Origin of the sequence: Thermofilum adornatum (genome assembly GCF_000446015.1) — an archaeon.
GTDB lineage: Archaea > Thermoproteota > Thermoprotei > Thermofilales > Thermofilaceae > Thermofilum > Thermofilum adornatum.
In genome coordinates this window covers 584,941-609,437 of record NC_022093.1, presented here as the reverse complement: position 1 = coordinate 609,437, position 24,497 = coordinate 584,941, and the positions used below count along the sequence as shown (strand labels likewise).

General features: G+C 46.4%; 30 protein-coding genes and 6 tRNA genes. 16 read left to right on the top strand and 20 right to left on the bottom strand.

Features of this window, described 5'->3' with window-relative positions; all coding sequences use genetic code 11:
* The first annotated feature begins 14 nt into the window (after positions 1–14).
* Positions 15–461 carry a 30S ribosomal protein S15 gene (locus N186_RS03430; RefSeq protein WP_020962376.1) on the top strand — a complete coding sequence of 149 codons (447 nt, stop codon included), beginning with the start codon at positions 15–17 and terminating at the stop codon, positions 459–461.
* Between the two features lie 45 nt (positions 462–506).
* The gene (locus tag N186_RS03425; protein ID WP_020962375.1) at positions 507–1,910 is read left to right on the top strand and encodes a single-stranded-DNA-specific exonuclease RecJ; all 1,404 of its coding nucleotides are present in this window, start codon (positions 507–509) and stop codon (positions 1,908–1,910) included.
* On the opposite strand, the gene N186_RS03420 is transcribed toward N186_RS03425, so the two are convergent.
* Together N186_RS03420 and N186_RS03415 are read right to left on the bottom strand one after the other, a co-directional pair.
* Entirely contained in the window at positions 1,903–2,634 is a 732-nt protein-coding gene (locus tag N186_RS03420) for a serine protein kinase RIO (RefSeq protein WP_020962374.1), read from the bottom strand. The genes N186_RS03425 and N186_RS03420 overlap by 8 nt on opposite strands.
* 1 nt (position 2,635) lies before the next feature.
* Positions 2,636–3,217 carry a KH domain-containing protein gene (locus N186_RS03415; protein ID WP_020962373.1) on the bottom strand — a complete coding sequence of 194 codons (582 nt, stop codon included), beginning with the start codon at positions 3,215–3,217 and terminating at the stop codon, positions 2,636–2,638.
* A 103-nt stretch (positions 3,218–3,320) separates the two neighbouring features.
* On the opposite strand from N186_RS03415, the gene N186_RS03410 reads away from it, so the two are divergent.
* A tRNA-Leu gene (locus tag N186_RS03410) sits at positions 3,321–3,408 on the top strand.
* A gap of 78 nt (positions 3,409–3,486) precedes the next feature.
* Here the strand turns inward: N186_RS03410 and N186_RS03405 are convergent.
* Positions 3,487–3,563: transfer RNA gene (locus tag N186_RS03405), tRNA-Gln, on the bottom strand.
* Positions 3,564–3,684: 121 nt separating this feature from the next.
* On the opposite strand from N186_RS03405, the gene N186_RS03400 reads away from it, so the two are divergent.
* Complete coding sequence (locus N186_RS03400) at positions 3,685–4,560, top strand: hypothetical protein (RefSeq protein ID WP_020962372.1); 876 nt, start codon at positions 3,685–3,687, stop codon at positions 4,558–4,560.
* A gap of 5 nt (positions 4,561–4,565) precedes the next feature.
* Here the strand turns inward: N186_RS03400 and speD are convergent, their stop codons facing one another.
* The 3 genes from speD to N186_RS03385 are packed head-to-tail and all read right to left on the bottom strand — an operon-like array spanning position 4,566 to position 7,422.
* Positions 4,566–5,003 carry an adenosylmethionine decarboxylase gene (gene speD / locus N186_RS03395; RefSeq protein ID WP_020962371.1) on the bottom strand — a complete coding sequence of 146 codons (438 nt, stop codon included), beginning with the start codon at positions 5,001–5,003 and terminating at the stop codon, positions 4,566–4,568.
* Between the two features lie 45 nt (positions 5,004–5,048).
* On the bottom strand, positions 5,049–5,600 hold the full coding sequence (locus N186_RS03390; protein WP_020962370.1) for an adenylate kinase family protein: 552 nt from the start codon (positions 5,598–5,600) through the stop codon (positions 5,049–5,051).
* A gap of 13 nt (positions 5,601–5,613) precedes the next feature.
* A complete protein-coding gene (locus N186_RS03385; RefSeq protein WP_020962369.1) occupies positions 5,614–7,422 on the bottom strand; it encodes a type II secretion system F family protein in 1,809 nt (602 codons plus the stop codon).
* 108 nt (positions 7,423–7,530) lie between these two features.
* Between N186_RS03385 and N186_RS03380 the strand changes: the two genes are divergently transcribed.
* Positions 7,531–8,805 (top strand): MBL fold metallo-hydrolase, encoded by a 1,275-nt coding sequence (locus tag N186_RS03380; RefSeq protein WP_020962367.1) that lies wholly within the window; start codon positions 7,531–7,533, stop codon positions 8,803–8,805.
* Here the strand turns inward: N186_RS03380 and hsp20 are convergent, their stop codons facing one another.
* Positions 8,806–9,324: an archaeal heat shock protein Hsp20 gene (gene hsp20 / locus N186_RS03375; RefSeq protein WP_020962366.1), complete on the bottom strand. Its 519-nt coding sequence runs from the start codon at positions 9,322–9,324 to the stop codon at positions 8,806–8,808. It lies immediately after the preceding gene.
* 53 nt (positions 9,325–9,377) lie between these two features.
* Here hsp20 and N186_RS03370 point away from each other — a divergent pair, with 53 nt between their 5' ends.
* The gene (locus N186_RS03370) at positions 9,378–10,586 is read left to right on the top strand and encodes an HD domain-containing protein (protein WP_020962365.1); all 1,209 of its coding nucleotides are present in this window, start codon (positions 9,378–9,380) and stop codon (positions 10,584–10,586) included.
* On the opposite strand, the gene N186_RS03365 is transcribed toward N186_RS03370, so the two are convergent.
* Entirely contained in the window at positions 10,528–12,084 is a 1,557-nt protein-coding gene (locus N186_RS03365; RefSeq protein ID WP_020962364.1) for a B12-binding domain-containing radical SAM protein, read from the bottom strand. The two genes, N186_RS03370 and N186_RS03365, sit on opposite strands and share 59 nt — an antisense overlap.
* A 129-nt stretch (positions 12,085–12,213) precedes the next feature.
* Between N186_RS03365 and N186_RS03360 the strand changes: the two genes are divergently transcribed.
* From N186_RS03360 to N186_RS03350, 3 genes are all read left to right on the top strand, one after another.
* Positions 12,214–13,071, top strand: coding sequence for an ATPase domain-containing protein (locus N186_RS03360; protein ID WP_148682019.1), 858 nt, complete (start codon positions 12,214–12,216; stop codon positions 13,069–13,071).
* 132 nt (positions 13,072–13,203) lie between these two features.
* The gene (locus N186_RS03355) at positions 13,204–13,539 is read left to right on the top strand and encodes a DUF424 domain-containing protein (protein ID WP_020962362.1); all 336 of its coding nucleotides are present in this window, start codon (positions 13,204–13,206) and stop codon (positions 13,537–13,539) included.
* A 14-nt stretch (positions 13,540–13,553) separates the two neighbouring features.
* A complete protein-coding gene (locus N186_RS03350; protein WP_148682018.1) occupies positions 13,554–14,618 on the top strand; it encodes a 60S ribosomal export protein NMD3 in 1,065 nt (354 codons plus the stop codon).
* Positions 14,619–14,631: 13 nt separating this feature from the next.
* Here N186_RS03350 and N186_RS03345 read toward each other — a convergent pair whose 3' ends face one another.
* The gene (locus N186_RS03345; RefSeq protein ID WP_020962360.1) at positions 14,632–14,880 is read right to left on the bottom strand and encodes an Lrp/AsnC family transcriptional regulator; all 249 of its coding nucleotides are present in this window, start codon (positions 14,878–14,880) and stop codon (positions 14,632–14,634) included.
* A 157-nt stretch (positions 14,881–15,037) separates the two neighbouring features.
* On the opposite strand from N186_RS03345, the gene N186_RS03340 reads away from it, so the two are divergent.
* Positions 15,038–15,114: transfer RNA gene (locus N186_RS03340), tRNA-Gly, on the top strand.
* A 36-nt stretch (positions 15,115–15,150) separates the two neighbouring features.
* A complete protein-coding gene (locus N186_RS03335; protein WP_148682017.1) occupies positions 15,151–16,026 on the top strand; it encodes a TFIIB-type zinc ribbon-containing protein in 876 nt (291 codons plus the stop codon).
* On the opposite strand, the gene N186_RS09465 is transcribed toward N186_RS03335, so the two are convergent.
* Positions 15,916–16,473: a DUF359 domain-containing protein gene (locus tag N186_RS09465; RefSeq protein WP_148682016.1), complete on the bottom strand. Its 558-nt coding sequence runs from the start codon at positions 16,471–16,473 to the stop codon at positions 15,916–15,918. The genes N186_RS03335 and N186_RS09465 overlap by 111 nt on opposite strands.
* A gap of 78 nt (positions 16,474–16,551) precedes the next feature.
* On the opposite strand from N186_RS09465, the gene N186_RS03325 reads away from it, so the two are divergent.
* A tRNA-Lys gene (locus N186_RS03325) sits at positions 16,552–16,646 on the top strand.
* 10 nt (positions 16,647–16,656) lie between these two features.
* On the opposite strand, the gene N186_RS03320 is transcribed toward N186_RS03325, so the two are convergent.
* The 9 genes from N186_RS03320 to N186_RS03280 all read right to left on the bottom strand — a co-directional run bounded on the left by N186_RS03320 (position 16,657) and on the right by N186_RS03280 (position 20,510).
* Positions 16,657–17,346, bottom strand: coding sequence for a PDDEXK family nuclease (locus N186_RS03320; protein ID WP_020962357.1), 690 nt, complete (start codon positions 17,344–17,346; stop codon positions 16,657–16,659).
* Positions 17,347–17,360: 14 nt separating this feature from the next.
* The gene (gene rpl14p, locus N186_RS03315) at positions 17,361–17,786 is read right to left on the bottom strand and encodes a 50S ribosomal protein L14 (protein ID WP_020962356.1); all 426 of its coding nucleotides are present in this window, start codon (positions 17,784–17,786) and stop codon (positions 17,361–17,363) included.
* A gap of 11 nt (positions 17,787–17,797) precedes the next feature.
* A complete protein-coding gene (locus N186_RS03310; RefSeq protein ID WP_020962355.1) occupies positions 17,798–18,127 on the bottom strand; it encodes a 30S ribosomal protein S17 in 330 nt (109 codons plus the stop codon).
* A 68-nt stretch (positions 18,128–18,195) separates the two neighbouring features.
* The gene (locus tag N186_RS03305) at positions 18,196–18,480 is read right to left on the bottom strand and encodes a ribonuclease P protein component 1 (RefSeq protein WP_020962354.1); all 285 of its coding nucleotides are present in this window, start codon (positions 18,478–18,480) and stop codon (positions 18,196–18,198) included.
* Positions 18,477–18,710 (bottom strand): 50S ribosomal protein L29, encoded by a 234-nt coding sequence (gene rpmC, locus N186_RS03300; protein ID WP_020962353.1) that lies wholly within the window; start codon positions 18,708–18,710, stop codon positions 18,477–18,479. Before rpmC ends, N186_RS03305 begins: the two co-directional genes overlap by 4 nt.
* Positions 18,707–19,324, bottom strand: a complete 618-nt coding sequence (locus N186_RS03295; RefSeq protein WP_052885505.1) for a 30S ribosomal protein S3 — start codon at positions 19,322–19,324, stop codon at positions 18,707–18,709. The genes rpmC and N186_RS03295 overlap by 4 nt, the downstream gene beginning before the upstream one ends.
* Positions 19,325–19,332: 8 nt before the next feature.
* Positions 19,333–19,788, bottom strand: coding sequence for a 50S ribosomal protein L22 (locus N186_RS03290; RefSeq protein WP_020962351.1), 456 nt, complete (start codon positions 19,786–19,788; stop codon positions 19,333–19,335).
* 72 nt (positions 19,789–19,860) lie between these two features.
* Positions 19,861–19,969: transfer RNA gene (locus N186_RS03285), tRNA-Pro, on the bottom strand.
* A gap of 70 nt (positions 19,970–20,039) precedes the next feature.
* Positions 20,040–20,510: an Lrp/AsnC family transcriptional regulator gene (locus N186_RS03280; RefSeq protein WP_020962350.1), complete on the bottom strand. Its 471-nt coding sequence runs from the start codon at positions 20,508–20,510 to the stop codon at positions 20,040–20,042.
* Positions 20,511–20,666: 156 nt separating this feature from the next.
* Here N186_RS03280 and N186_RS03275 point away from each other — a divergent pair.
* Positions 20,667–20,743, top strand: a tRNA-Arg gene (locus N186_RS03275).
* A 91-nt stretch (positions 20,744–20,834) separates the two neighbouring features.
* Positions 20,835–21,443 carry a 6-phospho-3-hexuloisomerase gene (gene hxlB / locus N186_RS03270; RefSeq protein WP_020962349.1) on the top strand — a complete coding sequence of 203 codons (609 nt, stop codon included), beginning with the start codon at positions 20,835–20,837 and terminating at the stop codon, positions 21,441–21,443.
* On the opposite strand, the gene N186_RS03265 is transcribed toward hxlB, so the two are convergent.
* Entirely contained in the window at positions 21,444–23,234 is a 1,791-nt protein-coding gene (locus tag N186_RS03265; RefSeq protein ID WP_020962348.1) for an ATP-dependent DNA helicase, read from the bottom strand. It abuts the gene before it with no gap.
* Between the two features lie 73 nt (positions 23,235–23,307).
* Here N186_RS03265 and N186_RS03260 point away from each other — a divergent pair, with 73 nt between their 5' ends.
* Positions 23,308–23,553, top strand: coding sequence for a hypothetical protein (locus tag N186_RS03260; protein ID WP_020962347.1), 246 nt, complete (start codon positions 23,308–23,310; stop codon positions 23,551–23,553).
* Positions 23,535–24,488, top strand: a complete 954-nt coding sequence (locus N186_RS03255) for a thiamine-phosphate kinase (RefSeq protein ID WP_020962346.1) — start codon at positions 23,535–23,537, stop codon at positions 24,486–24,488. The genes N186_RS03260 and N186_RS03255 overlap by 19 nt, the downstream gene beginning before the upstream one ends.
* The last annotated feature ends 9 nt before the right edge of the window (positions 24,489–24,497 follow it).

Sequence of the window (24,497 nt, the reverse complement as noted above, 5' to 3'; positions counted from 1 at the left end):
GAGTTGGGATTACAATGAGGAAGAGTAAAGAGAAGGGCCGGTCTGGCTCCCTTAGACCCGCACGCCTCGAAAAACCAGAATGGATAAAAATGAGGCCAGAAGAGGTAGAGGAGCTAGTCGTCTCCCTCCACAGGAAGGGTTATCCACCATCAATGATCGGCACTATCCTCCGCGACCAATACGGCATTCCCCTTGTAAAAGCTGTTACCGGTAAAAGCGTCCTGCAGATACTTAGGGAAAGGGGACTCGCGCCAGAAATCCCTGAAGATCTCCTCAACCTCATGAAAAGAGCCGTAAGGGTAAGGAAGCACCTCGACGAGCATCCAAAAGACTATCACTCAAAGAGGGGGTTACAGCTAATAGAAAGCAAGATACACAGACTTGCAAAGTACTATAAGAGGGAGGGCATACTCCCCCCAGACTGGAAATACGACCCGTCCAAGGTAGCGCTCTACACCTAAACCTAAAAAATTCCGCGTTATTTTGTAACGGGGTTATTGTTGAGTGTGCAAGCATCGCTTGAAAGCCTGAAGAGTCGTTTCCGTTCATTCGTTGAAGAGGTAAGACGCGAGAAAGACCAAGTACTCATCATTTCACATTACGACGCGGACGGGCTAAGCTCTTTTTCACTAATGGCATATTTTTTGAAGAAAAATGATGTACCTTTCCACGCGACATTTGTTGAACAGGTCTATCCAGAGACGCTTGCTCAGCTACCGTTTGAGAACTATTCCTACGTTGTTTTTCTCGACCTTGGTAGCGGATACAAGAACCTAATCAGGGAAAGAATCGGGGACAAACACAAGGTATTCGTCATAGACCACCATATACCTTCCGCCCCTGAGGACACCGACAAAATAGTCGAGATAAATCCCTATCTAGCCGGCATAAACGGGTCAGAGGAAACCAGCTCATCTACCCTTACCTATTATTTTCTCAGAGACTACAAGGAGGTAAAAAGCCTAGTTCACCTTGCCATTGTGGGGGCTCTCGGCGATAGGCTAGACAACGGTGAAAAACGCTCTTTCAAGGGCATAAATAGAGAGGTCTTGGACGAGGCTGTTAAAGAGGGAAAAATCGAAGCTCGAATAGGCCTAAGACTCTTCGGCGGGTCAAGTCGACCACTTGTACAGGCACTTGCAAGCACGATGGATCCCTTTATCCCGGGTCTAACAGGAAACGAGACCGCTTGCTACAATTTCTTGCGTAACATCGGTATAGAGCCGAAAAACGGTGACAACCTTAGAACTGTGGGCTCATTGAGTGGCGAAGAGGTATCAATACTTGTAACAGGGCTTGTCAAATACTTGGTGTGGGATCATGATGTTTCGCCAAAAGAGGCACAGGAGATTGTGGAGAGGATCCGTGGCTACAACTACTACCTTTTGACCGAGAAGCCTGAAAGCCCGCTGCGGGATCTACGCGAGTATTCTTCGTTGCTAAATGCACTCGGAAGGCTCGACGCGTATGGCACAGCCCTAGCCATAAACCTGGGAGACAGGGGGACCCACTTGATAAGGGCCATAGACATAGCGAAGAATTATAGGAAAGAGCTAGCAAAGCTTCTCTCGCTTGCCCACGAGAAGTTCGACGAGATATCTCTACAAGGAAGGGACACTGTGCTCGTGGTGCTTGAAGAGGCTACGCCAAAGTATTCTGGCCCCCTGGCAAGTATTCTTTCCTATGCTGTGTCGCAGAGAGTAAAATCAAAGAAGATGCTCGGCGTGGCAGTCCCATTCTCGGAGGACAAGTACAAGGTTTCATTCCGCAGGTTAACGGAAGACATCGATGTGGGAAGGACGCTCCAGGAGCTTTCTAGGAAAATTGGCTTCGAGGGCGGCGGGCACCCGGCGGCTGGCGGCGCCCTAATAAGCAGGGACAAAATTAAACACTTGCTGGAAATCATTTAATACGTATAGCCAGGTAGTTATAGAAGTCTTCTGGGGAGCCTGTCTCTACGCCAAGCTCTTCTCTAAAAAACCTGTAGACATTTCTTATGTCGTTGAGGAGAAATTCACGTGCATTTGGATGCGACGTAAGTACAGCCGACCCCCAATCTATGATGACTAGTTCATCGTTTTCTTTGACAAGTATATTGTATTCGCTCAGGTCAGCGTGTATAATTTCAGCCTCTAGAACCATTTTTTCTATTATCCCTTTAAGTTCGCGGAAGCTTTTCTCGGGGTCCCGCAGTGTTGTATCCTTCAAGAGTGGCGCGGGAACCCCGTCCTCGCCTATAAACTCCATGACAAGAATATTTTCATGTACGGCTATTGGCTTTGGAGAAGGGATGCCGAAGCTCACTGCCCTCTTTAGGTTTCTATACTCCTTCCTAGCCCATTGATAAATAAGTTCCCTACCCCTGAGGCTTGCACCCTGGAACCTAGGGTCTCCAACTATGTATTTCAGTCTACCACGCCTAAATTCAGCAGTCACAATCAGGTATATCTTGACAGCGAGGTCTTCACCGTTTCTGCCCTTCCCCCAGTAGACCCTGGCCTCTTTACCTGTTGAGACGGTGCCGTAGAGCTTGGAGAGAATTCCCTTATTCATTAGATAAACAACAGCCAGAACTGTTTTCTGATCAAAAACGTCTTCTAGGACTTCCCTAACGGACGAGTCTTTAAAACTCAAGTCACATCCCTTGTATACGTTCCCAAAGCTCCATCCTCCTCCTCTTAAGTTCAAAGCTGTATCGCTCCAAAAACTTCATCACTGCTTGATGGCTCTGGCCAGCAATTAGCCTGGTCAAAGCATCCTTGATGAGCTTGTTTTGCTCAAAGTCACCAATTATTCCGATCTGCTTCTCGCCTACAGCGATCTTTGCGCCAGTCATGTCCTCTAGGGCCTTCTTGAAGCGTCCCCCGGTACCTATCACCCGGGCTTTTATGCGCAACAAGTCTTCTCGGTTTTTTGCCACTTCTCCTAGGTCTATGATTTCTAGGTCATAGACGTCGTCCTTCAAGAGCAACACGTCGTCAATACTGAAGCCTATGGAAAGAGCCTTTAAGGCCTTTTCTGCCACGTAGACGTTGTATAGTGTTGCGCCTTCACGTGGCTCCACGTAGACTATGCCCTCTTCTGGCTTAACCTCAATTTTGACATTGAATGCTTCCTCTAGCCTCGCCTTGTTTGTCCCGTCCTTGCCTATAAGGAGGCCTATCTTGGACTGGTCAAACGGGACTGGAAGCCTGCCAGACACATTTTTCTCAGACATATCTTACCCATTATCTAACAACACAGCTATAATATTACCTTTTGCCCAAAACTGTGGGCATGCGAAAATCTTATAGGTTTCTGGGTTGTTTAGTTTTTTACTGGCGGGGGTGCCCGAGCTAGGACAAAGGGGGCGGACTGAGGCTCCGCTGGCGTTGGCCTGCCCGGGTTCGAATCCCGGCCCCCGCACCACCATCTTCTGGCTTTTCTCCCACTATCTAAACAGAACTCGTAGATGTATCGTTTTTCGGATAGAATATAGAAAGAGGCTGGTAGCCCGGCGGGGATTCGAACCCCGGATCTGCGGGGCCAGAGCCCGCCATGCTTGGCCGCTACACCACCGGGCTTAAGGCTAAAAGAAAATTATCTTGAGGGGTTTAAATTTTTTGTTTTATTGCGCGATTTTTTCTTGCCCTGGATATACGCTAAAATATAAAGACCACGCTAGAAGAATTGCAGTGGTGGATTATGAGCAATCTCAGCCATTTGTATGATGTCCTAGCGAGGAAGGCCCAAACTTTCAGGGAGTACTGGGACTGGCTTGGAGAAAAAGCCTTGGTTTTCGAGTATGGAGACAGAGACAAGCCAGTGATCTTTCTTGTTGGCGGAGTTGACTGGCAATGTTTGTCAACGACCACTATAATTAGTGATGCCCTTGTCAGGTTTGACGGGGACACGCATATACTGCTTGTTCCATCTGGGGTTCCCAGCAATGTGCTAGGGGCTGAACACGTGATAGCCAAGGTTCTAGGTGAGGATTTTTCTTCACTTGCCGAGGGCATTGAGAAGTTGCGGGAAAGAAGCCAAAAGATATATTCAGCCGGCCAGAAAGAGGTCTACCTCTATGGTAATCTCCTAGTTGTGTTTTCGAATGTTGAGCTGTCTAAAGGGGATCTAGAGGATCTGCTTAGAAACCTTTCCACAAGTTTTCCACTTTATAACCAGGTAGTCATGACAGTCTCTGGCGAAAATGTGGATGTTTTTCTTTACAGCGAGGACGGCATTAAAGACCCGCTTTGTTTCCCATTTTTACAGGAACTCTTCCAGGAAATATCCACGCTCAACCCAGTGGTTACAGTTGTTCTCCGATGCTGTGAGAATTGGGGAATAAAGCTTCTAGGAGATGCCGCACAGGAGCACAGAACCCTGGCGGAGCTACTTCTTCAACAACTAGGAGTATCCGGTGTGGGATTAGGGAATGAGCCAAGCGAAGCGGAGTGTTTGACAGGAAGTCAGCCAGTGATCGAGATTTGTGTGCCTGGGCGTATTTCAGAAGAAGAATCAGAAAAAGTTGTTCATATTTTACACTCGCTCTTCAATGCGGCATACTTATTGGTGCGTTGAGGGGCTCAAGGAGTCTTCGCCAGCACTTTTTGCTCTGGTTGCGGTGTCCAGTAGCCTGCATATTGCTCTATGCCGACCCCTCTGTCAATTGAAAGTATAGTCATTTTTTTCGCTTTTAGCCTTTCTTTGAGTATCTCTAGTCCCTTCCATGGGTCTGTGTGCTCGCCGCAAGTAAAAACGTCGACCGCGGCGTATCCATATTCTGGCCACGTATGGATAGAGATATGGGATTCTGCTACGAGCACGTAGCCGCTTACACCGTGTGGCTTAAACCTGTAGAAGTCGAATCCAACGACGGTGCTGTTTGAGGCTACTGCTGCGTCGAGAAGAGCAGTTTTGACTACTTCGATACTGTCAAGTAGCTTGCCATCGCACTCGAACATCTCTACGATGAGGTGGCGACCTACGCCGCCTCTTCCCACCCCTCTATTTTTCCCCGCCATCTCTATGCATAATCTGTGGGGGTGATTACTATTTAAAATTGACCCCTATTGTTGTTCAAGAAGAAAATAATATTTTTGCAACCAATTCACGTTTCCAGGTTTAAATTCTTCACCATTACCTTGGAGAATACTATATATTATTTGAACAATTTCAGAAACATCTTTACCCGTAGTATTGATCTCGAAAACTTTTTCTGTCCCAAAAAGCTTGACAGAATCTATAAGTATACTGTCCAATATCTCGGCCTCAACGTTTAGCCTTATCTTGGAAGCCCTATATCCACGTTGCTCTAGTCGCTTCATCAGCTGGACTGGGTCCAGCCTCAGGACAAAGACATGTGTTACTTTTTCCTGTGGCACAGCCTCGACGACATGTGTGTCGATTACCTCGTTGCATGTCAACAGATTTCGGAGGTATTTCTTTAGCTTCGCCGTGTCAACTATTAGTGAGTCAGTTGCATCATCGTAGCCCTTGTAAAATTTTTCCCTCTTTACGATCTCAGCTATATCCACGTAGTTTTTGCCTGTCTTCCTTGCAAGCTCCAGCGAGACGGTAGTCTTCCCGACACCAGGTGTTCCAGTGACGAGTATAGCCACAAAAACACCCCATTTACAGCTTCGGCATCATTCCTGCTGTTATCTGTGGCGCAATCATCATCGCGACCAGGTTTGCCAAGAGAAGCAGGAATGCATGCTTAAATCCTGCGCCTACACGTTCAGCGCTGATCTTTCCGGCGACTAGGCCCATGAGGTAGCTGTTTATGATTACTGGCGGGAGGAACATTCCAATGAGCTGTGGTGTCGAGATAGCTGTACCGGCAAACTTGAGCATTGAGCCCATGAACTCTACGAGTATGAGGACAACCACTGTGATTATGAGTGCACCTACGTACGGCATAAGCATTAGGGGACGCAGGGTAGCTCTCTTCTCTTTTTCTACCTGTTCAAGAGTCTCGGCATAGCTTGCAAGTGCCTCAAGGGTCTGCGGTGTACCTCCGCCCACCTCTATGCTTTCGACAAGCAAGAACATGGAAATAAGTGCAAACCAGTTCTTCATGCCCCTTGAGAACCTCTCAAATATTTTGTGTAATGACACTCCCCAGCCCACCTGTTTAGCCATTTCCTGGAGATATGGTGTAAATTTACCATAGTCTCTGTCCTTCAAGTTTATGATGCATCTTTCTGGAGCCATACCGGTCTTCCTTACTTCTACTAGGTCTCTGAGAAACCTTGTCATTCCGTACTGTATTCCGCCGAACTTTATTGAGGATCGCGACTCTACAATCATTGCTGGCAGGAGTCCCAGGGAAAGTGCCAAAGTCATGCCTACTCCGCTCTCGTATCCCTTGCTGAGTCCAAGGGCCTTCGAGATTCCCAGGACGATAGCCACGAATGGTGAGAAAATGTTTCCAAGCATTGTGGAGAGAGGTGGTGATACTGCGAAGGGTAGAACCATGGCTACGAATAGGAAGCCGGTGATAGGAAGGCCGACCGCAAAGTAGACTAGATAGGGGGTCGTGTCGTAGATGGGATATTTGGGTTGCATGAGGTCGGCTAGATAAAGGAAAACTCCCGAGAGCATAGGCATCAATATATAAGAAAACATTATGAACTGCATTTCTCCGCCGGCTAGTCCCATCCCAGCCTGTGCAAGTGCCATGTTTACAACGTAGAGAACATACATTGTCATCGAGGTTAGCAGTACAATAGCCATGTAGGACTCCATTAATGCGCCAATCCTTTCGCCAACTGCTTTCATCTGCGAGACACGCTCTCTAAGCATGACCTCGGTTTGGCGCTGAAGATAGTGGACAACGTCTCCACCAGACCTGAGTGTCGCGGCATAGCCTAGCATCAGCTGTTTGTAGCCGTTGTGTGGGACATTTTTCGCGCTTTCCTCTATCGCTGTCAAAGGGTCTAGACCCATGCCCTTGACTTTGAGGAAGAAGTTCATTGCCTCTTTCTTTATTTCTGCAAAGAGGACTTGAGGCGCCTTTGCGAGCCTCTCAAAGCTCGTGTATGGAGAGATTCCACCCGTAGCCATGACGGTGATGTAGACAGACAGGTATGGAACCTCTAGGTCAAACCTGCTGGTTCTATTGGACAGCTTTATTTTGGGATAGATAAGTCCGAGTCCGAAAACGCTTCCAGCCAGAAGCAGGGGAATAGAAATGCTCGTTGCAACGAGGCCTCCTAGATTCACGCCAGCCCTCGAAAGAATGAGGGCTATTGGGACGTCGAAGACGAACCCTATGACTAGTGCTAGTAGCGAGAAGAGTACAACTTTAGCCGCATATGCTTGTGGATATATTTTCATGTCAGCGGTAGCTATGTCTGTTTTCAGGTTGGGGAACATTTTTACTATTGTTTCGCCAGCCCATCCGAACAGGCTATAGGCAATGCTATCAAACGAAGCCATATTTGGTATCATTGAAAATGTAGCAAAAAATGTTTTGCTCCGCGTGTTTCTTGGCATAAAGTTAAACATAAAAATAAAGATTAGTGGCTGAAAGTCTAGGGCTAAAAAATGGCTGATGTAAATTTGAAGTTCCTCGGTGGGGCCAGAGAAGTTGGTAGGTCAGCTATACTTCTAGGAATAGAAGAAAAACAGTTGTTGCTTGATTACGGGGTAAGCATAGAGGGAGAAGAACCCCAGTTCCCGCTACCAGTCCCGCCAAAAAGGCTAGACGCTGTAGCAGTTTCACATGCACATCTGGATCACAGTGGCGCCGTGCCGCTCCTATATGTATCAAGAAGCATTCCATTCATCTCTACGCCTCTCACGGCAACATTGTCCGACCTCCTCATACGGGACTTTATGAAGTTGTCTAAATACTACATTCCATACGAGATAGTTGAGGTCGAAAAAATGCTTGATAATCTCGTTTCTCTAAACTATGGAGAATACTTCGAGGTAAATGATATAAGTATCAAGATGATTGATGCTGGACATATTCCTGGAAGCTCAATGATACAGATAGAGTCCCCGTCGCTGAATATTCTCTATACAGGTGATTACTCGTTACATGACACGTGTCTCCTTAGAGGCGCCAATCCGAACGACATATCCAAAGCAGACCTAATAATCATGGAGTCTACGTATGCAGAGTATAACCATCCTCCGAGGGAAGAGGCTGAAAAGGCATTCATCAATACGGTGCTTGAGGTTGTAGGTAACGGCGGCATCGCATTTGTACCGGTTTTCGCTATTGGGCGTGCACAGGAGATACTCTGTGTCCTAGCAAAATACGACATAGATGTGCCCATATATGTAGACGGCATGGCACGTGCAGCAAACGACTTAATAATGGAAAACCTCGACCTCTTAAGGGAGCCGAAGCTATTCCAGAAAGCCGTCGAGAAATCCATCAAAGTTAGGGACTGGGATCACCGCAAAAAGATTCTCTCCGGGCCTGGCATCGTCATCTCGCCAGCTGGAATGTTGCAGGGGGGTCCCAGTGAATTCTACATGGAGAAGATAATGGAAAACAGTCGGAATGCGGTCATATTCGTAAGTTACGTAATACCCGAGACACCTGCCCGCCAAGTTATCGAGACTGGGATATATGCGTCTCCAACCAAGCGGGGCCCCGTGAAGGCTAGAATAGAGTGGTTTGACTTTAGTGCTCACTGTGGGCACGACGAGTTAGTTAAAACTCTGAGCTTGGCGAAGAAAGACGCCAAAGTGGTGCTTGTACACGGCGAAGAAGAGTCAGCGTTGAAACTTGCAGAACTCAGTAGGAAGCTTGGAAAAGAAACATATGTTCCAAAAATCGGGGAAGAGCTGAAAATAGCTCTGTAGCTACTCGACCTTTATCTTTACTCCTTTTTCTTTCTTGGTTTTCTCTTTCTTTTCGATCGTGATTGTTAGGACTCCGTTCCTGTACTGTGCCTTTGCCGTGTCGGGGTTCACAGGTTCAGCAAACGATACTTCCTTGTAGTATTTCCGGTCATTGCTCGCAGTTATGGTGAGGGACCGCTCGGTGGCCTCGATGTTTATTTTGTCCTTTTCAACTCCGGGCACATCTACAATTATCCTATAGTGGTCTCCCTCGTCGAACACATCTGTGAATGGCTCAATAGTGTCTCTGATTACTGGCCTCACGTGTCCGGGTCTAATGTTTCCCCATTCTCTTACCTTTGGGACGCCGTCAGGCCCTATCTCTACGCTGAAGCCGTAGTAGTAGGGTCCAATGACTTTTCCGCTTTTTCCCTCTCCGCTGAAGTACATCGGCTCGCGTAGCATTTCTTCGAACATTTTGTCAAATTCTTCCATCATTTTCCTTATTCTCTTGAACCAGTCGTCAAACTCGTAACTCATTATGGTGTCACCAAAAATATTATTCAGCACTCCGATAAATAGATTGCTAGGCAATGACACGACGGGTTCCACCTCTAACATTCGAGAAGGAGATATACGACGAGGTTCACGGCTTTATAGACGTTACACCGATAGAGCTACTCGCTATTAGTGACTGTATTTTTCAGAGACTGAGAAGAATAAAACAACTTGGTCCCGCCGATCTAGTTTTTCCCGGAGCAACACACACGAGGTTTTCTCATTCAATCGGCACCATGCATGTGGCGTCCCTTATGGCGCTCAACACAGGTGTAGTAGACGAGGCTGATCTTCAGGCACTGAGGCTGGCTGCGTTGCTACATGACATTGGACATATGCCGTTTTCTCATACTTTGTCAGTTAACCACGAGGAGGTCACAGTTTTTCTTATCGAGAATTTTTTGAAAGAGAAACTTGGGGATTTCGCCGATAGAGTTGTAGAAATTTTGAGGGGAAAGGACAAGTTAAGCCCCCTTGTTTGTTCAGAGGTTGACTCGGACAGGATCGACTACATGTTGCGTGACGCGTTACATACAGGTGTAGCTTATGGGAAAATAGACGTGGGGCGTGTTATCCGCTCGGTCAGGCTTGTTAAGAGTGGGGCAAAGTGGATAGTGGCATTTGCTAGGGGTTCCGAGACGGCACTGGAAAGTCTGCTGATTTCAAGGTTCCAGTTATTTAAAACAGTTTATTATCATAAGACTGTAAGTGGATTTGAGGCTCTCCTACAGAGAATCTACAAGGTAATGCTAGAAGAAGGTCTAGTTGACCCACCGAAGGAAATACTGAGAGATAAATTATCCTGGTGCCTATTTGACGATGTTTCTTTGCTTTCGATGCTTAAAGATTCTATGAGGAGCAACAATGAGAAAGTAGGATATTTGTCTAGGCAGTTTATTGAGAGAATTCCTCCAAAGCTTATATTGGAGTATCTACCTGGAAACGATGAGCAGTCCAGTGAAATATTTGAGCATCTAGTGAAACATGACTTAGAAGAATATTTATCCAGCAAGTGTGGCGTCCCAGAGCAATACATACTTGTTTACGAGGGAAAAGTTTCTCCACTCAAAGACCCCAGTCAACTATACATTATTGACAATGGGAACCTGATCCCCCTCATTTCGAGCCGTAAAACTTTACTTAGAAGCATAGTATCTGAAGGCTATGCACCTACCCGTGTATACGTTATCCGCGAGTACTGGAAAAGAATTTCAGACTGCGTGGCAAATTTGGGAACTCAATAAAACTCCATGGGGGATCCTTGTAAACTGGCTCCAAGTATCGGTTTACATCGAGCCTTGTCAGCCTCACAGCTTTTCTCCATCCGCCGAGCCCTCCACCATTGAGAGCCCACTCGATAAGTGTTCTTGAAAGGTCTAGGTCTCCGCGAGAAATGATTGTCTGTATTTGAGCTAGTCTCGGGTCATAAGTCCTTATATCTGCAAGTCCTCCAAGTTTTTTCCTAAGTAGATTTATTCTTCTTCTTGCCTCTTGTATGCCAATAAATGGTGCATATTGCAGGAATGTGTGGGGCTTGGGGACAAAGGGGCTAATAGTTATTTTTAGTTGTCTTTCGCCCTTGAATCCCGTGGTTTCCGCAAGTTTCTGGATGTATTGTGCTGTCTGGTCTATGTCGTCCTCGGTTTCGCCAGGGAGGCCTATCATTAAGTAGACTTTGAGGCCCGTGAAACCGAGCTTTTTGGCTGTAAGCGAGATGTCTGTTGCGTGTTCAATGCTTAGCCTTTTCCTTATTAGTGCTGAGAGCTTGAGCGACCCTGTCTCGGGGGCTATGGTTAATGTTTTTTGTCCCCCCTGTTTGATGTATTCTAGCCTCTTCTCGTTGAGTGTCTCTGCTCGAATAGATGGAATGGAGAAGCTGTAGCCATGAGAAATCAGCCATTCGAGAATAGAGTCTGCCCCTTTGTGGTCAAAGAATGAGAGGCTTACAAGTTTAACGTGCCTCGAGTGGTTATATGCGTGCCCCTCCGTGACGATGTCTCTTATTTGGTCTAGCGGGCGTTCCCGCACGCCATAGAAAATGTGTCCCTCAAGGCAAAAAGCGCATAGCCTGAAACACCCCCTCGAAGCTTCGACGGCTGTCCTGTTTTTCCACTTTGCACGTGTATCTGAGAGTTGAAGCTGTATTGAGGGGTGGAATTCTCTGGGCAAGCTGTGTGCATAGTTAAGAACTACTTTCTCTCCTGTATAAAAAGAGGGTACAAAGAAGCCCTTTGAAGGCTCTAGAGATTCTAGAAGTCTCTCCTTTTCTGTTCCATAGGTGTATAGCTGGCTGATAAGCGTTGGAAGCGTTGATTCTATTTCTCCGACTACCAAAACGTCTATGAAGGGGGAAATAGGGAGTGGGTTAGCTATTATGGGGGGGCCTCCCGCTATTATCATTGGTTTTTCCCGCTTTGAACTGTAAGGCTCGACTCCCGCATCTAAGAGAATGCGCAGGATATTGACAAGGTCTAGCTCGTAGTGTACGGTAACAACTATATAGTCCAGCTTTTTTAGAGATGTCCCAGTTTCTAGTGTTTGGGGGATAGGATTTCCATCAAAATCAAGCATTACTTGTTCGGCGTAGATTTCATCGTGAGAGTTTAGCCAGTAGTAAAGCATTTGGAACGAAAGCGCGTCTAATGCAACTTGGGGAAAGGATGGGTACAAAACGCCAATCCTTAGAGTGTTTTTTCTGGGGACTTTATGTACAACATTTTCCTCTCCAGGTATTCTATCCATAGTACTATGAACCTGTATTAGCTTATAGATTTTAGTTGTTATCGTGTGGGCGCCTCAAAGAATGTGGCTAAAAAGGATTCCTACGCGCTAGACTTTTTAGAGTGTACGTTCCATAGAGCTGGGGTAGCTATGAGTAGCGTCAAGAAAAATCCTAGGGCCAAGTTGCCTTCGCCAGTTCCAGAGGAGATTCCGGTCCCCGAAGAGGTAGGCCAAGAAATCCCACAGGTGAAGACGCGGGAATACGAAACAAGGAAGTGGGGATACCAGCTTGCCAAGCTAGGCATCGAGGGCTTAGACGAACGGATAAAGGGTATTCTGCGTGGAAGATCATACTTGGTTACAGGCGAGACAGGAACCGGCAAGACGCTTTTCAGTTTGACTTTTCTAATGGAGGGTCTCCGGTCTAACGAGCCAGGCATTTATGTCCTCGTAGACGAGGACTATGACGACTTCATGAACGGTGTCTACGATTTTGGATGGGACTTTGAGCAATTCATCAAGGCTAGGAAGCTGAGAATACTTACATTGATGCCTGACTTTGTGGAGAAGATGAGGAACAAGCCGGTCGATACAGTCGTTATGTCTATCGTTGACGGCATACTTAGAGAGGCTAGGTTGATAGGCGCGCAGCGACTAGTTATAGACCCCGTCGCACCCCTAATTGTCAATGAGGGCGACGTAGCATGGACCCGTGAATACATCAAGAGCCTTATCATCAACCTGGAGAAACGTATCGGTGCTACGACGCTTATAGTGTCTGAGATACCTACTGGTAGCACCGCTCTTAGTAGGTATGGTGTAGAAGAGTTCCTTGCTACGGGAGTCTTTGTGCTTGGTATTGAGAGGATTAAGAACGCATTTTACAGGACACTGTATGTTCGAAAAATGAGGTGGAGACCGGTGCCGCCCCAGTTATTTGTCTTTGACATCGTTAGAGGCAAGGGGGTTGTTGTCCGCGGCGAGCTGAACACTATCCTTAGAGAATAGACAAAAGCTGTCAGTCTTGATGTCACAGTTCATTGCTTTAGGCTCCTAAATACCAACCTTCATCATTCATCTTTTGTATGAAGCGTGAGGTTTAAGTGTTTTGTTTGCGTAGAAAGACTACAGGAATAAAAAGTGGAGCCACTGGGGAAGGAACGCGTAAAGGTCTACTATAAGCTTCATTCGAGTGGAGGATACAGGATGCTTGCTATTTGCGACGTTGAGCTTCTGGGGAAAGAGTTCCGTCACGGCAAGGTGAAGTTCAAAGTTACTGAGGAATTTTTCGGGGGCAGTCTTATTGATGCTGACAGCCCGTTGCTGAAAAAATACATCTCGGAGGCAGACTCGGTAACCGTTATAGGTGAGGTAAGTTTAAAAATTGTTGAGGAAATATTTCCACTAGCGAGACAAGCAGCAATGTTTGTTGCCGGTATTCCCTATGTGCAGGTCTTTAAGTCGGAGATACTGTGAGGGATGAGGGGGAAATGTCAGAGCGTGTCTTTGTGTGTCCTATATGTGGCAGGAGGACTGAGAGGCTTATTGACGGTCTTTGCCCAGACTGCTACGTCAAGCATCACCCGATGGTGGAGCAAAAAAAGGCTGAGTTGACTCTAAAGATTTGCAAGAAGTGTGGCAGGCTAGGTTATAAAGGTTCATGGAGTGATACAGAGGAAGAACTACTAGACCAAATAAGGAAGGATCTGAAACACATCGTGAAGCTTAGGGGTGAAATAAGAGACATTGACATAAAGATTTACCCGAGACAAGGCTCTATGCAGCTCACAGTCACTGGCAAAGTGCACCCAGAGATACAGCAATTCTACCAAGAGGAATACGAAATTCCTGTAAAAATGGAATACACTATTTGTGATGCATGTCTGGGAAGAGTCTCAAAAGCCAAGAGGGCGATAGTCCAAGTTAGAGCAAGCAACAGGGAATTAACACAGAGAGAAAAAAACATACTATTGGGTCTTCTCGAGCAAACAGCGTCGATGAAAGGTAAAGGGGCTGATTTGTCTCCGTGGCAAGTTAAGGAAGAGTCTGGCGGGTTTGACCTTTATTTTTCTACTATAAGTGCAGCTAAAGAGTTTGTAAATAACTTATCGCATAAGATGTACTTTGATACGTTGGAGACTGGGAAAAAGGTAGGCGTTGATTCTAGTGGGCAAGAAAAGTTCCAGGTCACCTTTAGACTGTTGCTTCCCGGCTTTACCAAGGGCGACGTTATAAAGTATAGGGATCGTTACTACCTGGTAAAGGATATCGACTCAAAGAGAGTCTTCCTGTTAGACCTTGACAGTTATGTTGTGGAGAGTGTAGTGCTTTTAAAGAGTTTCATTTCGCAGACGTCTACAGTTGCAAGAGCCTCAGAGATTCAGAGGGGCATTATTGTTGCGGTTGAAAATGAAAAAGTATACGTAATGGATAAGGACTACAAGGTATACGAGGTAGATGTCAAAAAGAGTGAAGGGATATTTAGGATCGAGGACAAGGTTGGGATATTATTTCACGAAGGAAAAATTATCCTGGTTCCGCTTCAGGACAAATAGCTGTCTTTGGCTGTTACTCGACGACAGGCATTGTTAAGGTGCGCTTTACTCCTGGTATTCTCCTTATTTTTGTAAGTATCATTTCTCTGATTTCTGTGTTATTTTTGCCCGTTGCCTTAACTATGATGTCGTAGACGCCGTAGAGTAGGTGTGCCTCTATAACGCCAGGTATTTTCTTTAACTCTTCTAGAACTTCCTTCTCCTTACCTATGTCACAATTTATCAGAACATAGGCTACTGCGGCAGAGTGTTCCGCGCTCATAATATATTTTTCGCCACAAACACTAAAAAATCTTTCTACATTTATAGCTTAGCAATGACTTGGAACACCAGTCTGAAGATTGATTTAAATGATGAAGCGTGGAAGGCATGAGCACTGGAAAGATTTTTTAATTTGTCCCATTTATCATAGAGTTGAGGCGGCCGTAGTCTAGTCTGGTAGGATGGCGGCCTCCCAAGCCGCAGAACCCGGGTTCAAATCCCGGCGGCCGCACCATTTTTGTTACCCCCTACCCCCTCCCCCCAGCCATTGATGTCTACAGTATTCTTAAGGCATTTAACAACCAAGCTTCATATGAGATGCCCGATATGCAATGGAATCGTGGTCTTGAACCCGCTGACAGGAGAATATGTTTGTTCAGAGTGTGGCTACGTTGTTGAAAGCATAGCTATCGAAGAGAAGCAAGGAATCAATATAAAGCATGTAAAAAAGTTTCCTTATCGTAGCTTTTACACTAGAGAGGAATCATTGTTTATCAGAGCTCGAAGAAAGCTTGCCAGTGTTTCTTTGATACTAAACATCAATGAACAGCTGCGGAACGATATACTTAGAGAATTTGTCTTCTTGTCTAAGCGTATAAAAAGGGACAGAATCGCTCTTTTAGTAGTTCTCGTGTACCTCAAACTACGTGAATATGATAGGTCCATCTCTTTGTTGAAAGTGGTGAAGGCATTTAGAGAAGCTAATTCACGTGTAACTGTTGGGCGGGCTCTCAAGATTCTAAGTGAGATGCACAGGTCAAATTACAGAACTGAGACGTGGGGAAGCGTTATTGAAGACATTAGCAGTAGATTGGCTCGTGTTTATGGTGTGGGCGAGTTGAAGACCAGGCTCTTGTTGGAGAAATACGTCAATATGCTTCGCCTACAGTTTCTTGGACGGTCGAGACGCAATGTAGTATCCGCGCTTGCCTACTTGTTGCTTAAGCAACAAATAGGAAACATAACGATCGAGGAGTTTGCCAGGGCCGTGGGAGTGTATTCATCGACTCTGAGAAAAAACGTTGAATATGTTAGTTTAGCGCTTCTCGAAGCACCCCTCGATGAGCCTCTTAGCGACATTCTTAAAATATGGAGTACAGGGGATAGCGCAGATAAAGCCCTTAAAGTGTCCGTAAATAATCCATGATGCTCCCGCAGGACATAAGTATAGTGCTACAAGTGAAAGTAGGTCTTCTTCGCCATCAACCTGAACGAAAATGGGGGTCTTTTTCTCTTCTAACAGCTTGAAAGCAGTCTTGAAAACTTCAAAACATTCCCTAGAAATAGTTCCGGCCGGATTCTTACACTTCAAAAATGTTCCATACGCGTCTTCCTGGCGTATAGAAATGTTTCTCCTAGTCTTAGAATCCACGACGAATATGTCGCCCCATCCCCTCCTAAAAAAGTTGACAGAAACGACGTCTCCTACCAAGATAATATTCTTGCCAAAACGTGAATCATTAATCGCCTCGATGGCCCTATCTACAGACAGAGGGGGATCCTCGTAAAACAAGTATCCCCATGAATAGGAGAGCATGTTCCTACACTCACTTGTAGACTTCATTCTTAACAAGCTCCAATCAGTCTCCTCCATACGTCAACAACATTTTCTTAGACATGGAAAGAAAAAAATTTATTACCACTGTTGATACTATGGAATGCTAGCTTGATAGGGCCGGTAGCTCAGCTAGGTAGAGCGGCGGTCGATAAAAATGGTCGAGGCTCTTAACCCGTAGGCCCCGGGTTCGAATCCCGGCCGGCCCGCCATTTTTTCTCCTCATAATAGGCCTGGAGGCTCTATCCTTAGAGGTTTGCATCCAATGTCGACGAGTGCCAGGTAGCTAGCATTATCGAGGATGTTTTTGAATTCTCGGAGGCCGACAATCAGTACTCCTTCTTCAATTATTGCTCCAGTATCGTAGAGGTTGGTCACCAGCGGAAAAATATATGTTGGGTTGGCGAGTCTCCACGGGAAGGGCGTTCCAGAGGACAGGATTTTTGCTAGTGAAGAGGTGCGGGCGAGTTGTGCCTGTGCAGCCCTTTTAAGGGCAGATCTGGGCGCTCTTTTCCATAGCTTACAGTCTATAGCTAGTAGCATGTTTTCTCTGTATGCGAGAACATCTATCTCGTGTCTCTTACCCCCAAGTGAGAAACGGTAGTTCCTATGTACCTGGAAGCCATTCAGCTCGGCTATACGTGAACATAGTTCCTCGAAAGTGCTCCATCCAGAACTCAGGGCGAGGGAAGCTATATCATAGTTCGACATCCAGGACTTGATTATAAGCCATGGTAGCTCCTCTGTGACAATGTTGTTCTCAGTCCTTACACCTAGACCTTCCAAGGTTGTCTTTATGAATTCCACAGATAGACCTGTGGTTCTAGCAAGGTCTTCTAGAGAAACATTCTTGTCTAGAAATAGTTTTCTTGCCAGCTCCTTTAGTAAAAATTCGACTTTGACTTCGAGCAAAAAGGGGCGCCTAGCTAGACAATTATCGAGGCCATTGCGCTGAGTTTTGGCCAGCGCTCGGCGGCCTCCTTGGCGAGGGGTCCACGGATTTCTGTTCCTTTGGGTTCTCCCTCGGGAGTAATAATTACGACGGCGTTGTCTTCGAAGGCGACCCAGGTTCCGTCGGGCCTCCTGTATGGTCTTCTCTGGCGTATAACGATTGCCCTCATAACCTGTTTTCTCAGCTCTGGTTTACCGGCCCTGATCGACACGACAATTATGTCGCCGACCGCAGCTCCCGGAATCCTGCGCCAAACGGCCTTGTAGTGTGGGACACCAATCACCTTTGCGAGCGTAGCTCCAGAGTTGTCTGCAACCTTGACGAGGCTTTCCATGAATACTCCAGGTGTAAGTCCGAGCCTATACGAGACACCGACAGCTTTCGGTCCTCTTTTCGCCACCTATACCACCTCTAAGCTTTACCAATCACGACAAATGAAACCGATTTTGCTAGGGGCCTGGTCTCGGCGACTATTACTTCGTCTCCAGGCTTAACGGAGATGCAGGGCGGCACACGTACATGTTTCTTTTTCCTTCTAACCTCATACCTCTTATACTTCTCGTTGTAGTGCAGGTATTCGTGAACAGCTACAGCTACATTCTGCATTCTCATCTTCTCGACTCTTAGCCTGAGAACCTGTCCCCTCACTGGAAGCTGGCCATGCCATGGACACAGTGGGTCATCGCACTTGTTTTGAGGAGGCTGGACTCCAGGGATTCCAACGCCCTTCTTCTTTGCCATCAGGATATCACCAGACGCGGAGATAAAAGGATGACCAGCTATATAAAAACGTTTTTATAGAGAACACATCACCACTCATATAGCTTCTTCTTTAATCTTTCCTCTGGCCGCCCCAACAAGTATCTACCATCTATCTTCACGACTTGCCCATCTGGAAGCCAGACACGCAACTTAACTTGGCTCTTGAAAACTCGGCGCTTTCGCCTACCTGGATAGCCGATAACAAGTGTCTTGTAGGTCTCATCTAGTATAAATCCTCTGATCCCAATCTGGAAAGGATTAGTAGAATCAACAACTTCTGCTTCGAGACCAATCAATTCATGTCTCAAAATGTTTCTAGGAGTTATTTTCATTGCTTCTCGGCGGTAGCGGCTACCTGGCTCTTACTTATCCCCAGCTTTTCCTCGTTCATCACAGTCAATATGCGTGCAATCTCGCGTTTAATCTTCCTTATGGATGAAGGATTCTCAAGAGAACCTCTATGGGCCTGCGCCTTTAGACGTGCAAGCTCAGCTCTAAGCTCCTGCAGTCTTTTCTCGCGTTCTTCCCTTGTCATTTTACGGATATCCTCTATACTACTCATGCCTCACCACCCTGAGGTACCTGTGAACGTACAAGTATCATGTCAGGCATCCTTGCAGGCTTCATGATCCTGACTTTTACACCATACATTCCAAGCTTCAAGAGGACGTGGACCACAGCTTCATCTACGAGTTCCTCGCCAGGCTCTCCGCTCTTTGGAACATATCCCCTAGTGAATCTTTCCGTGCGGTGTCGCTCGCTGGTAAGCTTCCCGCTGATAATTATTTCGGCGCCCCTTGCACCCGCCGCCATTATCCTGTTTAGGGCTATCATCGCCGCTCTACGGAACCTGACTCCTCTTACAAGTGCACGTGCAACGCGGTATGCCATTATTTTCGCATTGAGATCCTGATTGGGAACCTCGACGACGTCTATCTGTGGGTTCTCCAGTCCATATTCTTTTTCTAGAACGTCAGAGAGTGCCTTTATGTTGGCTCCTTTTCTTCCGATAACGAGTCCAGGAATACCAGCATATACAATGACTTTGGTGCCTATCGGGGTCTTAAAGAACTGTGCATGCACATAGTTTGCACGTGCAAGCTGACGTTGCAGGTACTCGTTAAGCATCATGTATTGGAGGCCTTGATTTACATATTTACGTGCAAGGCTGGACATTTGACCACCTAGCTTACTTCTTCACCTATAACTTCTACATGAACAAGCTGATCATAATAAGGCGTTGCACGCCCAAAAGCCCTTGGGAGATAATTCCGTATCTTCATTCCCTTATGTGCAGCCGCATGAACAATGCGTACATTTTCAACATTTAGCCCCTTAAACTCCGCATTGTTTTCCAAGTTATCCAGCAACTTCAACAGGTTCTTAGCAACTTTCACTGGATAGCGCCCGGGACCAGAAACAGTCGACTTATGGCCTACCTTCTTTTTATAGCGCCTAAGCGGAACAGCCCTCTTCATGTTGATTATTTCCTCTAGGATCTTTTTTGCTTCTCCAATACTTTTCCCCTTAATCAAGCGAAGAGTCTCCACAGTGAATTTATAGGACATGCTCACGTCTCGCAAAGACGCCTTAACAGTTTTCTCGGGGTCAAGCTCCACTGAGTATCGCCAAGTTGGCATCAAGACACCTAGATGCTCCTTATTGCCCCAAATAAAAATCTTTCTTTCTCTCAGGTTTTTTGGAAAATAAGTTGGTGGGGCCGCGGGGATTTGAACCCCGGACCACCTGGGCTCTCGTCTCGAGATCCCGATTCCTGCATCCATTGGTGCCAGGCATCCTTCCAGGCTGGACTACGGCCCCCAGAGGTTAGATAAACTCAAAAACTTAAAAAGATTGTTTTAATCGTCTCCAGATTTCCGGCGAAGGCTGTCTAATCTACTTGGACTCTCGGGTCTTCCTTTATAACTCTTAAAACATACATTGTCTTGGTGCTTTCGACTCCATCGATCTTGCCAATGTCGTCCAGGATGCGTGCCAGGTCTTCCTTGCTTTTTGCCCTGACCTTGAGAAGCGTAGAGTATTCTCCGGCGACATCGTATATCTCGACGATTTCTGGCATTTTTTCGAGTTCTTTTAAGACTTGAGAGTACTTCTGTGGAGACGCCACCACGCCTATGATGGCCGTAACCTTTCTGCCAACTTTTTCTGGGTCAACAATGGCTTGGAACCTCTTGATTACGCCTATAGATGAAAGCTTCTTTATGCGGAGGTGTACCGTTGCCTCGCTTATTCCTAGCTGGCTAGCAATCTGTGCATAGGGAGTTTTCGCGTTGTCCTGTAATATTTCTAGTATCTTTCTGTCAATGTGGTCTAACTTGATTTCACCACTCTTTTCGGACATATTCAACACCATGATGTAATCAAGTGTTCTGGTTTAAAAAATTTTTTATTGAACCACGGGAGAAAACCTTAAACATGGCGCTGGTGTCAGCGTATTTTATCAGCCCACGCTTACAACAAATAAATATTTTTGTTTAGTGTCCTATTGATAATCAATGGGCCCGTAGCGCAGTCAGGAAGCGCGGCGGCCTCCGGAGTCGCAGGTCCCGGGTTCAAATCCCGGCGGGCCCGCCACTGAGCATCATTTTTTTGCAAGTAGCTACAGGGGATTAACGCATTCAAGTATTACAGAAACATTATTATTGTTGTGGTAGCCTATTGAAACGTGTCAGAAGACGTAGTAAAGGCCATGGTTAGTATAGCGTCGTATGTCGAGAAAGTTTCAAACGAGATAGACAAAGAGTCCGTGACAAGGTTTCTGAAAATCCTTACATCAGCGCTTGCAAATAAACGTAAAATCCTCGTGGTGGGTGCAGGTAGAAGCGGCCTTGTAGGCAAGGCATTCGCGATGAGGCTTATGCATCTAGGCTTCAATGTCTACGTCGTCGGCGAGACAATCACGCCGTCAATCTCTGAGGGAGACGTCCTAGTAGCTGTGAGCGGATCCGGTAGCACACAGATCGTTCTATCTGTGGCCTCTGCCGCCAAAAGAGCAAAGGCACAAGTTGTAGCTGTAACATCTTTTGCCGAGTCGCCCCTAGGCAAAATAAGCGACCACGTGGTCGTTATTCCCGGAAGAACAAAGGTCGCGACGGAGACAGACTACTTCGCTAGGCAGGTTCTAGGAATGTACGAGCCCCTGGCGCCACTGGGAACACTCTTCGAAGACAGCGTGATGATATTCTTCGACGGTGTAATCTATGCATTGATGAATATCCTTGGCGTCGGAGAAGAAGACATGAAGAAGAGGCACGCAAACGTAGAGTTTGTATAGCTACAGTGGGAGCTTTCCCATTTTAACCATAAAGTCAAAGCTTGATAGGTATGCTTCTCCCTCTCCCTTCATGCGTTCATCCAAAACGTAGACCTTGACTCTGTCTTTCTCGCTCCTTATTCCTCTACCAATGCTCTGGACAACCTGCATATATGCTGGATAAAGGTACACATATTTCCACGCCAGGTCTCTGCTTCCAAGCTTTTCCGAAAGCAGTTCATACATTTTTTCATTTTCAAGTGTTGGCTCGGGTACGGGTAGACCAGCTATAATTATTGTGTCGATAAGGGATTTTCCGCGGACGGTGTATTCGACTCCTTCGACAAACTTTCCCCTTGCAACTACGCAGACTAGGATCTTCTCGTTTTCAAGCACCTTTTCGATCATGGATTTTAGGGAAGTGTCCCGGCGCTCGAAGACGAGGGGCCTGGACTGGATATAGGGGACAATATTCAGCATGAAAGAATATGAGGGAAAGACAGCAACCGTTTTTTTGACGCCTGGATAGCTAAAAATCAGATCGATGGCCTTCGCATACCTCCTGTATAGTTCCTCGGTTCTAGCTGTGTATCTAGACGTGAGTCCTTCCACAATGACTACCTCGACATTGCTCCCCCAAATGTTTGGGTAGCTGGTCTCTAGTATACGGTCGCTAGGTATGTCGAGCATTACCTGGAGATATTCACGTGGGGGCAGTGTACCTGACATCAGTACTGCGCTTCTCACTGAAGAGAAGACCTGAGAACCAACCCTACGCGGGTTTACAAGAGTCAACCTCAAAGAGACACCTTCATCGCCAGCTGTAACAGAAGCTATGTATTCATGTGAAGCGCCTCTCAGGGCCTGCAGGAAGGTGTAGACACGCCAAATAAATGTTGAGGTCTCAGCCGGTTGGTCGGAGCCAAAAAGGTATCTTGAGAGGGACTCTGGGGAAGGCATATTTTGCAAGACTTCGTCTATTGAAATGCTAAAAGTTGGTCCCACCTTGTGCCTGTACCGTCTCAAATAATTCAGAGCATGGGCAAGCTCACTAATTATTTCTGCTGACGCTTTAGAGTTTCGAACAAGCGAGAGAGTCCTCTTCAGATCATTCTCCGAGAGGTGATAGCTCTCGGCATCAACTATAAAGCCTGGAAGATTATGGGCCTCGTCAATTATCAGTATAGAGTTTCCGAGGCTACCCCCGAGAGCCTCCTCTAAACGCTTCCTCAGATCACTGCTGAAAATATACGGATAGGAAGCAACAATGAGTCTAGCGTTTTTCAAATTACTCCAAGTAACCTCGAAGGGGCAAACACCGGATCCAAGTCCCAGCTCGCGGGAAGTCTTAGGAGTCAAAATTTCCGGCAACTCCATCTTTGTTTTTATGTCTGTAGAATAGGGGCATGCCCCCGTCTTCCTCTTATACCAGCAGAAATGGAGAAACTCTTGATAAGCCAGCCTAGAAGCACCCTTCAAGAGACAGTACTTCTGTTTATTCATTAATACCACTGTGGGAACATTGATGCCTACAGCTTCCAGCCTTTTAACTTCTCGAACCGGGGCCTGAAACTGTGACCTGGACCGGGCGAGGTAGATTATCTTGGGAGCACCTGCCGCCAGCGCGCCAGCAATCACAGAGACTGTTTTACCGATTCCAGTCGGATACCTGGCTAAGAGAATTTTTTTGTCTTCGAAGGTCTCTTTTACTGCTAATGCTAGCTGGATTTGTCCACTGCGTGTTCTCTTGTATGGAATATAGTTCTTTACCTCAAGTATCTCTGCTTCTCTTTTCTGATGGTCTCTATACATTTTTAGTGTTTCACTAGAAACAATCTGATAAAGCTTAATAACTTGTCTGGTTGCTTCGATGTGGAGATGCCCAATGAGCAGGCAAGAAAAATATTCCGTGCCCAAGGCTCTGCTTGGCCTACTCACAATAATAGCGATTATCGTGGTCTCTTACTTTTCATATAAAACCCTTGCATACATACTTAACTGGGAGCAACCGCCTGGAGACGGATTAACAGCCTATCAAACATATATGATGTGGCTGATCTACACCCTTTTCCTTTTGACAGTTGCTTTTATCCTGTACGAGACCTTTAAGAAATGGGAAAAACAGCAATGAATGTTTTACGCGAGGATATCATCATAGACTGGGTTACAAGTCAACTGGGGATCCAAAAGAACGATGCCGCCTTTTTTGAGCACAACGAGACAAAAATAGTTATAAACGTGGATTCTTTTGAGAGCACTATTCACCTTTACCCCTTTGTGCCTCTACGGATAGCTGGTAGACGCGCTGCTACTGGGTCTCTAAGCGATGTTTTGGTGAAAGGAGCTGTTCCCAGAGGGATCCTCACAGCTATTAGGGCTCCAGCCACAATGTCTATTGAGTCCTACAAGGAATTCTACAGTGGAATAATCGACGTGGCTAAGAGGTATGATTTACGTATCCTTGGAGGAGACACAGACATAGCTGAGACTGGAAGCCTCAGAGCCGATATAGTAGTCTTTGGCTTTGCCAAGGGAAAAATTGCTAACAGGTGGGGTGCAAAGCCGGGTGACTTGCTGGCAGTTTCGGGCAGGGTGGGGCTCTCATCAATACTATACTATTACTACAGACAAAACAGTGTTAATTGTAGCATCACAAGGGAAATGCTAGAGGAATACGGTTGGGGACAATTGCCTAAACCGGCAGAGTGGCTAGCCCTAAAAGAAAATGTGCATGCCGCCATAGATAACAGTGACGGCTTGGCTTTGTCGCTACACTACCTGTCCGAAGCCTCAGGCGTCAAACTGATAATTGATCATATACCTCTACACCCGCTCGCCGAGGAATGCATCCCAAAGGAGAGAATACTGGACGAGGTTCTCTACAATTCAGGCGAAGAATACAACTTCATTTTTACCATACCCGCCGAAGAAGAGTCAACTGTCGCCAAGCTTGGATTTACTGTTATTGGGAAAGTAGAAGAAGGTCGCGGGGTTTATTTCAGAGATGGGATAGAAATTAAAAGGATTGGCTGGGTTGGAGGGGCAGGCTACAATAAAAGAAGATAACTTCGACGG

Bases quoted from the DNA above. Each gene is read 5' to 3' on its own strand.
- hsp20 (WP_020962366.1), bottom strand. From the start codon at position 9,324: ATGAGTTACGAGTTTGACGACTGGTTCAAGAGAATAAGGAAAATGATG.
- N186_RS03335 (WP_148682017.1), top strand. From the start codon at position 15,151: ATGTCTACAGTATTCTTAAGGCATTTAACAACCAAGCTTCATATGAGA.
- N186_RS03370 (WP_020962365.1), top strand. From the start codon at position 9,378: ATGACACGACGGGTTCCACCTCTAACATTCGAGAAGGAGATATACGAC.
- N186_RS09465 (WP_148682016.1), bottom strand. From the start codon at position 16,473: ATGGAGGAGACTGATTGGAGCTTGTTAAGAATGAAGTCTACAAGTGAG.
- N186_RS03295 (WP_052885505.1), bottom strand. From the start codon at position 19,324: ATGTCCAGCCTTGCACGTAAATATGTAAATCAAGGCCTCCAATACATG.
- rpmC (WP_020962353.1), bottom strand. From the start codon at position 18,710: ATGAGTAGTATAGAGGATATCCGTAAAATGACAAGGGAAGAACGCGAG.
- N186_RS03380 (WP_020962367.1), top strand. From the start codon at position 7,531: ATGGCTGATGTAAATTTGAAGTTCCTCGGTGGGGCCAGAGAAGTTGGT.
- N186_RS03310 (WP_020962355.1), bottom strand. From the start codon at position 18,127: ATGGCAAAGAAGAAGGGCGTTGGAATCCCTGGAGTCCAGCCTCCTCAA.
- N186_RS03255 (WP_020962346.1), top strand. From the start codon at position 23,535: ATGGGAAAAACAGCAATGAATGTTTTACGCGAGGATATCATCATAGAC.
- N186_RS03400 (WP_020962372.1), top strand. From the start codon at position 3,685: ATGAGCAATCTCAGCCATTTGTATGATGTCCTAGCGAGGAAGGCCCAA.
- N186_RS03415 (WP_020962373.1), bottom strand. From the start codon at position 3,217: ATGTCTGAGAAAAATGTGTCTGGCAGGCTTCCAGTCCCGTTTGACCAG.
- N186_RS03365 (WP_020962364.1), bottom strand. From the start codon at position 12,084: ATGGATAGAATACCTGGAGAGGAAAATGTTGTACATAAAGTCCCCAGA.
- N186_RS03360 (WP_148682019.1), top strand. From the start codon at position 12,214: ATGAGTAGCGTCAAGAAAAATCCTAGGGCCAAGTTGCCTTCGCCAGTT.
- N186_RS03345 (WP_020962360.1), bottom strand. From the start codon at position 14,880: ATGAGCGCGGAACACTCTGCCGCAGTAGCCTATGTTCTGATAAATTGT.
- N186_RS03305 (WP_020962354.1), bottom strand. From the start codon at position 18,480: ATGAAAATAACTCCTAGAAACATTTTGAGACATGAATTGATTGGTCTC.
- N186_RS03430 (WP_020962376.1), top strand. From the start codon at position 15: ATGAGGAAGAGTAAAGAGAAGGGCCGGTCTGGCTCCCTTAGACCCGCA.
- N186_RS03260 (WP_020962347.1), top strand. From the start codon at position 23,308: ATGAGCAGGCAAGAAAAATATTCCGTGCCCAAGGCTCTGCTTGGCCTA.
- N186_RS03350 (WP_148682018.1), top strand. From the start codon at position 13,554: ATGTCAGAGCGTGTCTTTGTGTGTCCTATATGTGGCAGGAGGACTGAG.
- speD (WP_020962371.1), bottom strand. From the start codon at position 5,003: ATGGCGGGGAAAAATAGAGGGGTGGGAAGAGGCGGCGTAGGTCGCCAC.
- N186_RS03265 (WP_020962348.1), bottom strand. From the start codon at position 23,234: ATGTATAGAGACCATCAGAAAAGAGAAGCAGAGATACTTGAGGTAAAG.
- N186_RS03290 (WP_020962351.1), bottom strand. From the start codon at position 19,788: ATGCCAACTTGGCGATACTCAGTGGAGCTTGACCCCGAGAAAACTGTT.
- N186_RS03385 (WP_020962369.1), bottom strand. From the start codon at position 7,422: ATGGCTTCGTTTGATAGCATTGCCTATAGCCTGTTCGGATGGGCTGGC.
- N186_RS03280 (WP_020962350.1), bottom strand. From the start codon at position 20,510: ATGTCCGAAAAGAGTGGTGAAATCAAGTTAGACCACATTGACAGAAAG.